14 protein-coding genes and 3 pseudogenes are annotated in these 13,265 nt (G+C 61.5%); 8 read left to right on the top strand and 9 right to left on the bottom strand.

Features of this window, described 5'->3' with window-relative positions; genetic code table 11:
* Nucleotides 1-1,021: 1,021 nt before the first annotated feature.
* Together FSO04_RS35750 and FSO04_RS35745 are read right to left on the bottom strand one after the other, a co-directional pair.
* A complete protein-coding gene (locus tag FSO04_RS35750; protein ID WP_154566224.1) occupies nucleotides 1,022-2,008 on the bottom strand; it encodes a hypothetical protein in 987 nt (328 codons plus the stop codon).
* An 894-nt stretch (nucleotides 2,009-2,902) separates the two neighbouring features.
* A complete protein-coding gene (locus FSO04_RS35745) occupies nucleotides 2,903-3,130 on the bottom strand; it encodes a high-potential iron-sulfur protein (RefSeq protein WP_414693501.1) in 228 nt (75 codons plus the stop codon).
* 49 nt (nucleotides 3,131-3,179) lie between these two features.
* Here FSO04_RS35745 and ligD point away from each other — a divergent pair.
* Nucleotides 3,180-3,467 (top strand): annotated as a pseudogene (gene ligD / locus FSO04_RS35740) (non-homologous end-joining DNA ligase LigD); the annotation flags it as partial.
* 288 nt (nucleotides 3,468-3,755) lie between these two features.
* Here the strand turns inward: ligD and FSO04_RS35735 are convergent.
* The 5 genes and pseudogenes from FSO04_RS35735 to FSO04_RS35715 all read right to left on the bottom strand — a co-directional run bounded on the left by FSO04_RS35735 (nucleotide 3,756) and on the right by FSO04_RS35715 (nucleotide 7,523).
* Complete coding sequence (locus FSO04_RS35735; protein WP_154566222.1) at nucleotides 3,756-4,337, bottom strand: BPSL1445 family SYLF domain-containing lipoprotein; 582 nt, start codon at nucleotides 4,335-4,337, stop codon at nucleotides 3,756-3,758.
* Between the two features lie 236 nt (nucleotides 4,338-4,573).
* Nucleotides 4,574-5,896, bottom strand: coding sequence for a cation:proton antiporter (locus FSO04_RS35730; protein WP_154566221.1), 1,323 nt, complete (start codon nucleotides 5,894-5,896; stop codon nucleotides 4,574-4,576).
* 135 nt (nucleotides 5,897-6,031) lie between these two features.
* The gene (locus tag FSO04_RS35725; protein WP_154566220.1) at nucleotides 6,032-6,430 is read right to left on the bottom strand and encodes a DUF3175 domain-containing protein; all 399 of its coding nucleotides are present in this window, start codon (nucleotides 6,428-6,430) and stop codon (nucleotides 6,032-6,034) included.
* Between the two features lie 162 nt (nucleotides 6,431-6,592).
* A pseudogene (locus tag FSO04_RS35720) lies at nucleotides 6,593-7,121 on the bottom strand (PRC-barrel domain-containing protein).
* A 171-nt stretch (nucleotides 7,122-7,292) separates the two neighbouring features.
* Nucleotides 7,293-7,523, bottom strand: a complete 231-nt coding sequence (locus FSO04_RS35715) for a hypothetical protein (protein WP_154566218.1) — start codon at nucleotides 7,521-7,523, stop codon at nucleotides 7,293-7,295.
* 261 nt (nucleotides 7,524-7,784) lie between these two features.
* On the opposite strand from FSO04_RS35715, the gene FSO04_RS35710 reads away from it, so the two are divergent.
* A complete protein-coding gene (locus FSO04_RS35710) occupies nucleotides 7,785-7,976 on the top strand; it encodes a hypothetical protein (protein WP_154566217.1) in 192 nt (63 codons plus the stop codon).
* 207 nt (nucleotides 7,977-8,183) lie between these two features.
* On the top strand, nucleotides 8,184-8,480 hold the full coding sequence (locus FSO04_RS35705; protein WP_154566216.1) for a hypothetical protein: 297 nt from the start codon (nucleotides 8,184-8,186) through the stop codon (nucleotides 8,478-8,480).
* A 50-nt stretch (nucleotides 8,481-8,530) separates the two neighbouring features.
* Here FSO04_RS35705 and FSO04_RS35700 read toward each other — a convergent pair whose 3' ends face one another.
* Nucleotides 8,531-9,820: a DNA topoisomerase IB gene (locus tag FSO04_RS35700; RefSeq protein ID WP_154566239.1), complete on the bottom strand. Its 1,290-nt coding sequence runs from the start codon at nucleotides 9,818-9,820 to the stop codon at nucleotides 8,531-8,533.
* A gap of 131 nt (nucleotides 9,821-9,951) precedes the next feature.
* Here FSO04_RS35700 and FSO04_RS47870 point away from each other — a divergent pair.
* The 5 genes and pseudogenes from FSO04_RS47870 to FSO04_RS35675 all read left to right on the top strand — a co-directional run bounded on the left by FSO04_RS47870 (nucleotide 9,952) and on the right by FSO04_RS35675 (nucleotide 12,554).
* Nucleotides 9,952-10,396: pseudogene (locus FSO04_RS47870) on the top strand (chemotaxis protein).
* A gap of 56 nt (nucleotides 10,397-10,452) precedes the next feature.
* Nucleotides 10,453-11,004, top strand: coding sequence for a type 1 glutamine amidotransferase domain-containing protein (locus FSO04_RS35690; RefSeq protein WP_154566215.1), 552 nt, complete (start codon nucleotides 10,453-10,455; stop codon nucleotides 11,002-11,004).
* Between the two features lie 97 nt (nucleotides 11,005-11,101).
* On the top strand, nucleotides 11,102-11,671 hold the full coding sequence (locus FSO04_RS35685) for a DUF4142 domain-containing protein (protein ID WP_154566214.1): 570 nt from the start codon (nucleotides 11,102-11,104) through the stop codon (nucleotides 11,669-11,671).
* Nucleotides 11,668-12,012, top strand: coding sequence for a DUF1488 family protein (locus FSO04_RS35680; protein WP_154566213.1), 345 nt, complete (start codon nucleotides 11,668-11,670; stop codon nucleotides 12,010-12,012). Before FSO04_RS35685 ends, FSO04_RS35680 begins: the two co-directional genes overlap by 4 nt.
* A 35-nt stretch (nucleotides 12,013-12,047) precedes the next feature.
* Entirely contained in the window at nucleotides 12,048-12,554 is a 507-nt protein-coding gene (locus FSO04_RS35675) for a hypothetical protein (RefSeq protein WP_154566212.1), read from the top strand.
* Nucleotide 12,555: 1 nt separating this feature from the next.
* Here the strand turns inward: FSO04_RS35675 and FSO04_RS35670 are convergent, their stop codons facing one another.
* Complete coding sequence (locus FSO04_RS35670; protein ID WP_154566211.1) at nucleotides 12,556-12,756, bottom strand: hypothetical protein; 201 nt, start codon at nucleotides 12,754-12,756, stop codon at nucleotides 12,556-12,558.
* Nucleotides 12,757-13,265: the final 509 nt, after the last annotated feature.

Below are 13,265 nucleotides of genomic sequence, written 5' to 3'. Positions count from 1 at the left end.
TGCAGGCAGTAAATATGTTGCATCCCATTTGCTATGCGAGTGGAGGTCACGATGGTCAGCACATTGACGAAAATTCTCCTCATCGTTGTCATTGCCACTTCGTGTGGCGGATGCTCGCGCAAGGACGACAGCGGAATCGCTATTCCAGGTGGACATAACAGCAACGGCAACGGTGCGTCATCGCCGCGGGCGGGCACGGATTCCTGAGTTCTTCAAGCTATCCGTCGAGTTCGACGCACACGCGCGCGAGGTGCCCGTCAGGTGATGGAACACAGGGGGGAAATGATCATGAGGTCGTTTGACCCGGAGCCGCGAATCGAAGTGATCGAACTGGGGCTGGCAGGGCTTTTCGCCTAACCAAAAGCACCGTCGGTGCGATCTTATGAGGAAGGAGACCGCCTGCATTTTTTGTTATCCTGGGTTGTCGAGTCAGAACGCGATACGCTGCTGGATTCGCGCTGCGTTATCGCGATCAGATTTGCGGAACCACAGATCGATCGCAACGGCGAGATGGGCACCGCCCAGCGCAGGGCGTTCCGGGACCGGTTGGGGCTTTCCGTCCGGCAACGCTTGGACGAACAGTACAAGCCGCCTCCGCTAGAGGGCGCCTGCTCGATCGAGCTCTATGTTGACGACATGCTTCTGGAAGTACAGGACACTGGAAGTCCTTACGTCTGAGGCAATGCTCAGGGATAAAAGTACGCATCGAGCGCCCACGGTAGCGTGATCAGGCGGCCCATCATAGCCGCGAGTGTATTGGCGACACGGCCGCGAACGAAATGGTCACTTCTTCGTCGCAACGACTGCTATCCACACGGATCCGAACGTGGTCCGCCTGGTGTGCCTCGCAACCGAGAATCTGCCAGGCCGCAATGACCCTCAAGTCCCCTGCCTTTGCGCGCACGGTGAGCCGATAAGGATCGCACTGAATCGCTCTGCTAGGCCAGATTGATCCCGTAACGAGCGCGACAGTCGGGCGATTTTCCATGCAGCACGCCAGTGCCGGGTCTTCCGCCTGCTGTTACCGCATTGTCTGGCTTTTCAGGCGACGCATCGTGCAAGCAAAACGCGTCACGGGGCGCTCGACTCCGAGAGCGCGGGCGATCCATTTCAAGGCATACCGCGCCCGGCCATGCAGGTGCGCCGCTTGCACACGGCGCCAGAAGCGCTGCGGCACGAATCCGGCAGAACGCGCCTCTTTCTCAAGCAACGCCTTGCCGCCCGGCAGGTGGATGAACGAACAGCCGCGAAACCACCGCAGGTCGCGATAGTTATTACCGGGCCAATGGCGGCCTACCGCCTGGTAAGCACCGACCTCGACAATTCCCTGTCCTTCATCGGCCAGTGTGTTCAGTGTCGCCGAGATAAACGCTTCGTCACCGTGATGCCCCAACCGGTCAATTTCACCGACATATCGCGTGTAAGTGCTGCGCGCGAGCAGCACCAGCCGGCGCAACGCCGCGGGGGTACCCAGCAGAAACTCGCCGCCGTACCAGCGCGGATTCCTGAAGCGCCGGCCCGCGACGATTTCCAGATCCGCGACGACCTTTTCGCTCCCGTACGCCGGAAATACCTGATCGGAGATGTCGAACGCGCCGAGACCTGCTTCAGCGCATCGCCCCATCAGCTTCTGCTCGAGTGGCCGCATCGCTACCATATCCGTGTCGAGCAGCAGCAGCATGGTGTCGGCGGGTAACGCGCCGGCGACCTGATCCAGCAGATCCAGTTTGAAATGCGCCGCGTAGAACGGTGTGTCCTTCGACAACTCGATGGTCGCGTTCAACCTCATCAGCGCCGGACGATTCTCAGGCGCCATGCTGTCGAGCCGTCGCGCGACTTCGGCGGGCGCGTTGCTCATGATGGTCAGCGTCGGCATGCCCACCCGTCGCAAACTGTTGTTCAGGCAGATCGCCTGACTCACGTACGACAGAGGGTCGCGATTCGTTGCATTGGGACCGGGGCTCGCATCGAGATCCACATAAACTAGCGTGCAGGGAAATAAGTTCATGTTGCTCCTGAAGGTTCAACACTGCTCTTCTATCCTTCTGGCAGACTCCCGGCTTTTCCGGGCGCTGCCTTCACTGTCCGGTCGTCGCAGCGCGATTACGCGTCACCACAGCGTCTCACACTCCTCCCCCAAGTACACTGTGAGGCAACCCGTCAATCAGGATCTCCAGATTCATCAAACGTCGTTAGTGGAAGCACCCGTAAAGGTGTTCATGGAACGAACCACACATGGAGCACCCATGACTGCGCGGCAAGACGGTCGACCATCGCGGGTAACGTTTCGCCCGGCGTTCCGGCAAAGACCAGACTGAGTTCCTCGAAACCCGCCTTGCGGTCACAACGTGCGCGGGTCCGTATCAGGTGCGAGGTATACGGCCGAATCAATTGCCACAGCGTGGCGACCCGGAGCTGTCCTGTCGGGCAACGAACTGACAGGGCCCAAAGTCCGTCCGCAAAGCCACCCGAATCGCGGAGGACGCCAGGCACGACGATCAATGCCCGACGATGTCGTGAGGCTGGAGCGTGGTTCATCGCTGGCAGTAACAATTACAAGGATTCGTGGAATCGGAACTTCCCCGGATCGGTGCACGCTTCGTGTTTGTCCGCATCCGCATTATCTGGCCGTCAACGGTCGCGCACTCTACGTTCACTCAGTTTGTTCACGTGCGCAACAACCATGCCTGTGACACGTCGACCGAAACGGATATCGGACTGAATTGTGCTGGGCCGCGTCGGTCCTTGCATGGTTCCTTCTCAGGAAACCAGGAAAGCGACAGAGTCCTGTTCCGCCAGATGGCGCACGAGCATGGCTGATGAGAAAACGAATGAGGATCTACCCCATACCCGCCAGAGGCATTTGTGACGGACTGCGTAACTACGTGCTATGCGCCCCCTTTCACGCATTCGTCACATAGGAACTGCACAGCCCCTTTGCGTTCACGAGCTTGCCCGCAAAGACCTCAAAGACCTGACATGGCCCGGTGGCGTCACCTGCCTTGCCCTGAAAGAACTGGCAGCTGGCGCAGGTCTGCCCAGCCTGATGTTTCGGGAGCCGCCCCCTGTCGACCCTCGTGGCATCGGTTCTGTAACCGAGTGCCTGCGCGTTGGTGTCTGACTCCAGCACCGGACCCGCTTGCGCCAATGCGTGCCGTATAACCGGCCATCCAAGGCAGCAAAACCGCAACAAAAAGATCCTTGTCGACTATATGCGCAGCAATCGCGGTTCGAGCACGATCGCGGCGTTTTCGGCGCACGGGCAGGGCTGGGCGTTTCGGTGCAGCTTGCGTGGAATGAAGTCGAGCACACGACTCACGACCCGTGTTGATCAATGGACCATCGGCAATCTGCGCGAGCGCCTTGACGCGCTTAAGAGCGACCCGTGGGCCGGCTACTCGAAGTGCCGGCAGCGCATCATCGCGGCAATGCGGAAGCGTCTCGATCGATCGGGAAAGAACGATTGAAGGTGTTCGCTCGAAATCTGCCATCGCCGATCGGCAGGCAAGTCGCGACTGAAGGCGCTGCCCGAAATCAGATACGCGTCGCCATAAACGCGGCGTTGCACGGACTTGCCGGAAGGGCTTGGACAAGCGGTGCCGGGGAGGGCGGCGATCCGCCGCTGTACCATCAGAACGTGTCCTTCACAGGCGGCAGCGATGCCGGTCCGCCTGGCCAAGCGTTCGGTGCCTCGCGTCAAGATATAGAGGGCTTACAGGCAAAGAGCTGCCGCTATCGTTGCGTCGAGCCTGCCGTCAGATCCGAAGCCGCGTGATCTTGGTGCCTTCGAGCGACACGCCGGCCATCAGGCCGGCATTGGTTAGCACGAACGCCTGCACCGGCGCGGTTGCGGTCGACGTATCGATATTGCCGTTCGCCCCCACCTTCACCACCGCAACGGTCGCGTCGGCACCGACTGCCCAGCCCTCGCTGTCGCGGAACCGTTCGAGCGCGTCCTGCGTCATGAAGAGGTAGACGATCGACTTGGACTGCCCGCCGATCTGCAGCCCGAACGAGCCGCCGGCCGTGCTGTAGTACCCGGCCGTCTGGCCGCCAACGCGCAACGCGCCTTCTCCGTACTGGCCACCGATCCAGAAGCCGGCCTGGATGACGGATGGAAACACCAGCACGCCACGAGCTTTCGAAACGAGCTCGTGCGAACCGTTGACGGTGGTATAAAGACGCGCGAGCGTCGAGTCGACACCGGCGTTGATGGAATGGCGTTTATCGGCATTGTCTGAAGCCTTCGACGCTGACGTGGTGGTACAGCCAGTGAGCCCGAGGCTGCTTGCCGCGAGCGTGGCACTGGTGGTCAAGATGAACTGTCTTCTGCGCATGATCTTTCTCCTGCATTAGCAAACAGCATTCATACTGCCCAGGTAAGAGCCCAGCGTGTGGGAAGACCCGCAGCAGCGGCAGTAGGGAAGCCTTACCCAGCACTTTGATGTTTCAGCATCAATCGTGCCGTGTGCATGTGACAGGTGGCCAGCCGCATGACCTGAAGCCGTCAGGACGCCGGCCTCGTCGATTGACGATCGAGCAGATCGAGGCTCGCGGGTACGAGTTCGCGCGGCTAATCTTCGCTGCCGCGCAGCCGGTGATACCAGTTCATCAAGGGCGTGGCCGAGACGCCATGTATTACTACCGACGTCGCGACAACGGCCAATGCGAGCGGCACCAATGGTGCGATGTCCGCAGCGGCGCCGTGCTCGAGCGCGTACGTGAGATAGTAGAAAGAACCGATGCCGCGAATCCCGAACCAGCTCATCAGCCGTCGCTGGGTATGTGTCGCGTTCGATCCCAGCAGCGACAATTCCACCGACACCGGTCGCACCAGCACGAACAGCGCGACGGTGAGCGCGACCGTTTGCCATGTGAACAGCGGCACTTGCAGATTGGCGAGCACGTTGCCGACCATCGCCATCACCGCGGCTTCGGCGATGCGTTCGAGTTCGATCGTAAAACCGAGCACCGATTCCGTCATATACGCATGCGCTTTGCTCGGATTCGTTGCGGTCGCGTCGATGTCTTCGGAATCGACCGTGCCGATTGCCTTGCGAGGCGAAATTCCCCCGCTCGCGCGATGCTCGACGCGGCGCATTGCGACACCCGCTGCGAACACCGCTAAAAAACCGTACGTATGTGCGAGTTGGGCAGCGCCGTACGTGAGTTCGATCAGGCCGAGCGCGAAAAATCCTTCGAGGCCGAGTGCCTGCGCATGGCGCGTGCGCAACCATGCAACCGCGTGCGTCGTGACCCAACCGAGCAGCCCGCCGATCGCGATGGCGCCGGCCACGCCCCACACCATGCTGCCCGCGAGCGTGAAGGTCAGCACGTCGCCGGCATTGGCAGCAGGCGCTGCGCATAACGCGAGGCCCAGCATCGCGAAGGGTAGTGCAATGCCGTCGTTCAGGCCACCTTCGCCGGATAGCGCGAAGCGCAGCAGATCGTGGTCGCCAGGATCGTGCACCTGGACGTCGTGAGCCAGCACCGGATCGGTTGGCGCGAGAATCGCCGCGAGCAGCAAAGACGGGCCCCAGCCGAGATGCAACACGAAGACGCCGACGAGCGTCAGTAGTGGAACCGTCGCCAGCATGGCGAGGAAGCCGAGCCGCAGCGGCACGGTCCAGAGCTTCTCGAGGACTCCTAGCCGCAAGCGCAAACCGATCGCAAACAGCGACACCAGCAGCGCAATTTCGGTGATGGTGCGAAGAAGGTGCGCGTCGGCGGCGATATCGAGGCGCAGCAGACCAATGCCCGGCGACCCGAGCGCGTAACCGGTGGCCAGGTAGAACATCGCAGCGCTACAGGGCAGCCGACGCAAAGTCGTCGCCGCAATGCCTATGAAAACAAGCACAGCACCGACGATGAGAAACCAGAGTGATTCTTCGTGCATGAGCATCCGCTTGAGGCTGGCGCGCGAACATTGCACGCGTCGCCGGTTGAAAGGCGCGCATTCCGCGCGATGCCCGGCCGCGCCTGCGCGTATGGCATCGGACGCTGTCGGACCGATGGTGGGCGCGGTGGCGCCTCAAGGCGAACGTCCGAACGCTTCGCGTAGTTTGCGCTTGGCCTGTTGCAACGTATCGCGGCGCGTCTTCGGCAGATTTCTGCCCGCGCGGTTGATATAGAAGTTGAGCATCGACATCGCGGACTGGAACGGCGTGCCCTTGCGGCGGCGGCTCTGCATCGACGAACGTTTGAGCGACTCCGCAATCGACTGCGCGCTGCCGGTTTTGAAAATGTTGTGCTCGATATCCAGCGCGTCACTGGTTTCCATTACGTGATGCGACCATTTCTGTTCACTCTTCGTGGCGCCGTTTTTGACGGTCTTCGCCTTGGCGTGCGCATGCGCTCGCGCATGCCGCTGGCGCGGCGGGCGTCCCGCCTTGCCGCGCGCGACTGGATGTTTCGGTTTGCTGGCGGCCATGGTTTTGCCTCCTTCGTGTGAAGTCGCTTGGCGGAGTGCTTCGTGTGTTTCGCGTGCTCAAAGCGAAACGCGCCGGACATCGCGTTGACGGATTGCCGGCAGATCACGGTGAGCAAGCCCCGAACCTGAAGCTGTCCGGACCAGCCTGCAACAGCGGCCGGATTACAGTTTCAGGCCGCCGGCCTTCGACGCATCCGACGATCCGGCCGGAATCTCGGCGACGCCCAAATCGTCGCGCCGGTTGAACGGATCGCGTCCCCAATGCGGCTCGCTGCCGTAGTACTGATGCATGGAGGTGGCCAATGTCTGATTCGCCATAGAAGGCCAGTGATCCTTATCGAAGCCCGGAGCGTTTTCCACGTGTTCGGCCGTCATCGACAGTACGAAGCATTTTTGTTGCGTATCGAGCGTCAGCGCGCGCCATGGAATGGCCAGCAACTTGTCGCCAATGCCGAGAAAGCCCCCGCTCGGTAACACCGCATACGCGATGCGGCCGGAGCCGACGTCGAGCATGATGTCCTTGATCTCGCCAATGTCTTTGCCGTCACTGCTGAGCACCTTGTTGCCATCGAGGGTCGCTGCTGCCATCACGTCCGGCCCCGGGACCGTCCGCGCTTGCGCTGCCCTTGCCGCCAATGCGTGCGCCTTGGCGCTGGCGCAGGTTGCCTTGCGTCTGTGGCTGGATCGGCATCGGCATGATCTTCCTCCTCTACAGGTTGAGTGTAAGGGTGTCGCAGCAACGGGCGTTCCTTCGGTTGTGCAGCCGCGGGCAACGGTCTAGGAAGGTCGACGCGCCGCGGTACGGCGCGCGTAAAGGATACTGGCTGGTTTGCAATTTTTTCGTATGAATAGATAAGTAAAACTAATGAACGTTTTTGCACGCATTCCTGCGTATGCAGAAGAAACACGTCTTGCGCTGCATCAGGGACGATGCGGCGTTGCGCGTGGTCGGCGTCTCCGCTGCCTGACCGTCTTCGCCGACTTCCGCGGGATCGGGCAACTCGGGCAGATTGTGGCTGTCGTTCGGTGGTGCCTGATCGTCTTCCGATCCCGGTGTGCTGGAGACCTCGTTGGATATCGGCGTGGTTTGCATCGCTTTCACCATAAAGACACTGATGCACGAAGACGACGCACGCCGCGTGCCAATGTTCTCCACGCCCGCATCGTTGCTGTTTCCGAGAGCGCACGCCCGGAAGGCGCCGACCTTGCTTGATCACTGGTGACAGCAACAACAGTTGCGTCGCAAGCGTTGAATGCCGCATTTACCCTACGGAGACGTCGAGTAAGGAGAGATCTTGAAAAAGCTAACCAAAAAAGCACGGCCAAACAATTACTGATGGTGATGGCGCTCGTATTGTTGACGGCCGTAGGCGGCTGCAAGCCCTGCTCTAGCGACAACGCCGGCGCCGCATTGGGCAGCAGCGGCGTGATGGGCGGTCACGCGGCGACCGGCAGCACCGCTGACACGAGTAGCGGCGCAGCGGGTGCAGCCGATAAGGCGAGCATGCCCGCCGCAGCCGCCGCGCAATCGGGCGCGAGCCAATGACCTTGGTCCGGCGCCGATTTGCGGTAGGGCGGTCTGGGTTGAAATGCCTCATGACCAGGCAGACGCAGGAGCGGCAATATAGGCAGGTTGAGGAGGTGGACAGGCGCGGACATACTGCTCCGGCTGTATCGGTGCAATCTATGCATGCCGCTCGGTTCTCGCGACGGTGGGAACAAGCGCGTGCGCTTGCATCGCGGAGATGCAATCATGGACTCAAAAATCCATTACCAGATGAATATCTGTGGCGGCGATTTCACGCATGTCAGAGAATGCTTCCGTGACTGGAAATCGCAGCCACTCGTGTATCGCTGGAACCAGCGGACGTGCGAGGGAAAACAGGAAGTGAGTCCACTGTCCGGACGTGTGTTCAACGACGGCGAGGTCGCGCACCGGGCGCTCGAGCGCGTTTGCGGACCGAGCGATCCCTACGCGCTCGCCGCCGAGATTCACGGCGGCGAGCGCGACCTATGGCTAGTGATGGCAGCGTTCGAAGAAGAAGCTTGAGGCGGCCCGCGCGCCGCATCTTCTCTGCTCGCAGCCCGTAATCGACGTGTTCAACGAGGCCGCCTCGCCGCGCGCGAGGACGCCGCCTGGCCTGCATTGACCGCACGGCGAGATGTTAGCGAGCTGGATCTGCCAGTGGGTTTCGCAACGGTTGCCTTGCGCACCGTACGCGACTTCTTCAGCAACGTTGTCAGCGAGCCTTCGATGCCGCCGGTCACCGCCGAGTCGCGCGTCTTGCGACCCCTGGCGTCTGCTTGACGCGCGAGCTTCGCGGCACGCTTGTCCGCCTGCGCGAGCAGCACGGCAAACGCCGCTTCATCCGCTTTCAGACCGCGACGCGCCTGGCCGGGCGGCAGGTCCTGCAATTCATCCGCCTCGAATGCGCTGATCACGGCCGGATGTATGTAGCAGCGCCGGCATACCGCCGGCGTATTGCGCAACAGCGTCGCGACGTCCTTCACTGTCGCGACGAAGTGCCGGCGTGCTTCCGCCGCGCTGTTGCAAATCAGCCGCCGCAGCGCGGCGAGTGCATAGACGCTGCCCGCCCAGGTCCGGTAGTCCTTCGCGCTGAAATCCCCACCGGTCGCGCGGCGCAGGTAGTCGTTGATGTCCGCCGAGCCGACAGTGCGGCGCGTGCCGTCTTCGTCAAGATACTGGAACAGATCGTGGCCCGGCAATTCGGCGCAGCGCCGCACGATGCGCCTGACGCGCGGATGGTGCACAGTGACATCGTGCTCGATACCGCTCTTGCCGCGGAACTTCAGGCGCACCTGGTCCGCTTCAATCTTCACATGCTTTTTGCGCAGCGTCGTCAGGCCGTACGACTGGTTATCGCGCGCGTATTCGACACTGCCGACACGGATGAGCGTCGTGTCAAGCAGCTGCACGATTGCGGCGATGACCTTGTCGCACGGCATGCCCGGTAACTTCAGGTCGCATGCGACGCGCCTGCGGATCTTCGGCAGCGCGCGGCCGAACGCGGCCATGCGCTCGTATTTGTTGGCGTCGCGTGAGTCGCGCCAGCGCGCGTGATAGCGGTATTGCTTGCGGCCGCGCGCGTCACGGCCGGTTGCCTGCAAATGACCGCGGGCGTCGGGGCAAATCCATACGTCCTCGTACGCCGGTGGAATTGCCAATGCGGCGATGCGATCAATTTCGCTTGCATCGTCGATGCGTTGGCCGCTCACGTCGAAGTATGCGAAGCCATCTTTTTCGCGCCTGCGCGTGTAGCCGGGCCTGGTGTCGTCCGAATGCCGCAGACCGGGCGGCATCGCGGCAGGGGCAGCTTGCTGGGCGATGTCGTCAGTGCGGCGCTGGGTCGGGTCGGTCGTGGCAGCCATCGTTGCAGGTAGAAGTTTCAAGCGGGAGGCGCGGGTTGCGCCGATGTCTCGCTGGAAGCAAAGGCGGTGCCCGGTGCGCGTGCCGGGCACCGCAGGATGCACGGGCGGACCAGTCCCGCCGATTGCTCGCCGTGGGCAATGGACAAACGAAGGAGAGCGTCACGAGCAGCACGCGGAATCCCGACGAGGAGCCGCGACAGCAAGTGAAGCAAACCGGCGGCGCAACAGGTGCGCGCGGTCCGGGCGATTCGTCCGAAAAGCGGCAGCGATGTTGTCGGCGCGAAGCGTCATGACTTCGATGTCGATTTCGAACTGGACAACCAAGCGCTCGACACTGGCGATACGGATCTCGGCAGTGACACGGACCATTCAGGCACAGGCGAGCGGGCTGCGGCCGACAGCGATCCGGGGCTGGTCCACGACGCCGACATTGAACCAGATCGAATCGTCGACTCATCGGCAACTGACGATGACGACCTCGACGAGGACCCGACGGGTCGCCAAGACTGTGCCCGCCAGGCATCCGGCGCCTCGCTTTCCGCGCGCTTTTGCCTGGGCATATCTTTTGCTGGCTAAGCAGGCATGCGGTGTCAGGCGCCCGCTCCCTGCATCTAGGTTGAAGGAGAAAACGCATGGCTAAAACGCTGAAAGCTCGCAAGGTGGCGATACTCGCCGTCGACGGCTTCGAACAGGCCGAACTGGTCGAACCGAAACGCGCGCTCGCCGAGGCTGGCGCAACGGTCCACGTCATATCAGCGAAGCCTGGCAAGATCCAGGGTTTCAATCATCTCGAGAAGGGTGACACCATCGAGGTCGATTCGACCTTCGACGAGGCCACTGCAAACGACTACGACGCCTTGGTACTGCCGGGTGGTGTGGTGAACGGCGACGCCATCCGTTTGCTGCCGCAGGCACAGGCTTTCGTTAAGGCCGCTGACAGCGCAAAGAAACCGATCGCCGTGATCTGCCACGGCACGTGGCTGCCAGTGTCGGCAGGGATCATCAACGGGCGCACGGTAACGAGCTGGCCGAGTTTGCAAGACGATATTCGCAATGCGGGTGGCACCTGGGTGGACCAGGAGGTAGTCGAGGACGGCAATCTGATTACCAGCCGCAAACCTGACGATATTCCAGCTTTCACCAAGACACTGATTGCGCAATTGTCAAAGCGCAAGGCTGGCTAAGCGAAGCTTGATTGCACGAGGCGTGCAGACGTTCTGTTAAATGCTGCACCTCGTCGTTCAGCCTGAGTCCGTGATATGTCCACCAAGGAGAAAATGCATGAAATTCCGGTATTCCCTGCAAATGATGACGCTTGCGCTTGCGCTGGGGCTGGGCGCAGCGTTGATCGGCGCTGCGTACGCGCAAGCGAGTGACGCACCCGCGAACGATGCGCCGATGAGCGGCACGAAGCTCTCGCCGGCAGACCAGCAGTTCGTGCAGGATGCCTCACAGTCCGACGCCACCGAGATCGCGGCAAGCAAAATCGCGCTCAGGAATTCGAGTGATCCGCACGTCAAGACATTCGCACAGCAAATGATCGTTGACCATACGAAACTTTCGCACGGCGTGGCCGCTCTCGCCACGAAGAAGGGGCTGGCCACGGCGCAGTCCGCCGATTCAGCACTGGTCGGCAAACTGCAGACGCTCAAGGGCCGCGAATTCGATCAGGCCTACGTCGAACAGATCGGGGTAGAAGCGCATCAACGAGCGGTTGACCTGTTCCAGCAGGAGAGCCAGAGCGGCACTGACGCGCAACTGAAGGCCGCAGCCACTCACGCATTGCCGACAATCAAACATCACCTCGCGATGGCGCAGAAACTCGCCGGCGCAGTGAAGGGTCCATCATGAACGTGATGCTGCTGCGGCTGGCCTATGAGGATTCCCTTATGCACATTACTTTTCCCGACGACCGCGCGGTCTTCGACGGCGCGAATCTGACAGTGCGCTTTGTGGCGTACATCGATGGCGAGCCGGTTGAGTGCACGATAACCGCCGAGGCACTGGAAGATCATTTTGGCGCAGATTCCGCGCTGGAACCCGCCTTGATGGCCGCCTTCGACAACGGCCGCAATCGCATCCGTTCGGTTTGCGCGGAAGCGCTCGGCCAGAACGACGGAGAAAGCGTTGTGCTACATAGCGGACTGTTCAGAGTGGAAGGCATGGAACCCGATCGCGGCACCACGGCATAGTCCGCATCGGCTATTCAAGGATGAAAGCAGGCCATATGTCACCCATCGTCGCAGCGCGCTTTACGAGATCTCCCGCTGCTGAGGACGCGGCGCAATGGCTCTTCAACGGGGGTCTTGTCGAAGAGGACGCCACCCTGTTTTTCGTCAATTCGAGCGGCCAGCATGTCACGATTGGTGCGGTGGTGGAAGCAGTCGTCGGCGTTGCGATCTTCGCGGCGTTTTTGTCGCCGCTTCCCGTGTCGCTCATCGCGGCCGGGGTCGGGGCGTATGTCGGGTCGTTGGTCGGCGCGATGTCGCGCACTCTCGAAGCCGGGAAGCCCGGGCATTGGGTGTCCTACTATGAAGAAATCCGGGACTCCGGTGTGCTGGTCGCCATCCACGTGTCGCCGGACAATCAGCTGGATGCCGCACGGGTGCTGCGCGACACGGCAGGCGCGACGATCGAACGTGCGACCGGCCGTTGGCAGCAAGGGCGGTGGGCCGACTTCGATCCGCGCAAGCGGCCGGAGCCGCTCAGCGAATTCAACGAGAAACGCCCTTGATTTAAGGGCGCTTTTCGCTGAAGTTTTCAGCGAGGCGGACGACAGGACGGCCCTGCATTGTCGAGCCGCCAATCGGGCGACGTGTTCCGGGCACGCCGCACGCGGATTCTTCGTCCACACGCTCCGGCCGATCGGGGCCGGTGAAGAACTGTTTATTGAATATCTGCTGGCTGATGACGATCCTCTGGATGTGGTTTTCCATCCCGACGTGCTGAAGCCACCGTTGCCAAAGGGCGTTGCATCCGACGGTGCTCCTGGCGCAAGCACGAGGAAATAGATGTCGCTGGATCCTGACGATTGGCGGTGACGTCGACGCCAGCGCGTATCGTCGACACATACAGGGGAGTGGCCTTATGCAGAAGCGGAAGTTCGCAAGAAAAAGTGCAGGGGAAGTGAATCTGCCGGAACTACTGGACCGGTTTGAACTGGCACTGACGGGGACGCCCGCGCGCACGTCCCTCTGTCGAGCGCTGTCGGATCTGAACCGGAGGCTCGGCCAGCGAGAAAATTGCTGCAGCGCCTAGTCGATTCACGTCCCCCCGCGACGTCGGCGCCAAACCGTCGTCGAATCCTGCCGCTGTTTTCTTAGAGACGGTTTCAAAAAGGCTCCTGCATAGATCGCTGGAGGGTATTCCAACAGATGAGGCAAGCGGCGAACTTCAAGAAAGCTTCATGGATCCTGGCAAGGCGCTCGTAGCGGACTCGAAGACG

This window comes from Paraburkholderia madseniana (assembly GCF_009690905.1).
In the GTDB taxonomy this organism is placed as follows: Bacteria; Pseudomonadota; Gammaproteobacteria; order Burkholderiales; family Burkholderiaceae; genus Paraburkholderia; species Paraburkholderia madseniana.
The sequence above is the reverse complement of the archived record's forward strand: the minus strand, read 5'-3'. Positions and strand labels throughout refer to the sequence as shown.

Bases quoted from the DNA above. Each gene is read 5' to 3' on its own strand.
- FSO04_RS35750 (WP_154566224.1), bottom strand. From the start codon at position 2,008: ATGAACTTATTTCCCTGCACGCTAGTTTATGTGGATCTCGATGCGAGC.
- FSO04_RS35735 (WP_154566222.1), bottom strand. From the start codon at position 4,337: ATGCGCAGAAGACAGTTCATCTTGACCACCAGTGCCACGCTCGCGGCA.
- FSO04_RS35730 (WP_154566221.1), bottom strand. From the start codon at position 5,896: ATGCACGAAGAATCACTCTGGTTTCTCATCGTCGGTGCTGTGCTTGTT.
- FSO04_RS35725 (WP_154566220.1), bottom strand. From the start codon at position 6,430: ATGGCCGCCAGCAAACCGAAACATCCAGTCGCGCGCGGCAAGGCGGGA.
- FSO04_RS35715 (WP_154566218.1), bottom strand. From the start codon at position 7,523: ATGCAAACCACGCCGATATCCAACGAGGTCTCCAGCACACCGGGATCG.
- FSO04_RS35705 (WP_154566216.1), top strand. From the start codon at position 8,184: ATGGACTCAAAAATCCATTACCAGATGAATATCTGTGGCGGCGATTTC.
- FSO04_RS35700 (WP_154566239.1), bottom strand. From the start codon at position 9,820: ATGGCTGCCACGACCGACCCGACCCAGCGCCGCACTGACGACATCGCC.
- FSO04_RS35690 (WP_154566215.1), top strand. From the start codon at position 10,453: ATGGCTAAAACGCTGAAAGCTCGCAAGGTGGCGATACTCGCCGTCGAC.
- FSO04_RS35685 (WP_154566214.1), top strand. From the start codon at position 11,102: ATGAAATTCCGGTATTCCCTGCAAATGATGACGCTTGCGCTTGCGCTG.
- FSO04_RS35680 (WP_154566213.1), top strand. From the start codon at position 11,668: ATGAACGTGATGCTGCTGCGGCTGGCCTATGAGGATTCCCTTATGCAC.
- FSO04_RS35675 (WP_154566212.1), top strand. From the start codon at position 12,048: ATGTCACCCATCGTCGCAGCGCGCTTTACGAGATCTCCCGCTGCTGAG.
- FSO04_RS35670 (WP_154566211.1), bottom strand. From the start codon at position 12,756: ATGGAAAACCACATCCAGAGGATCGTCATCAGCCAGCAGATATTCAAT.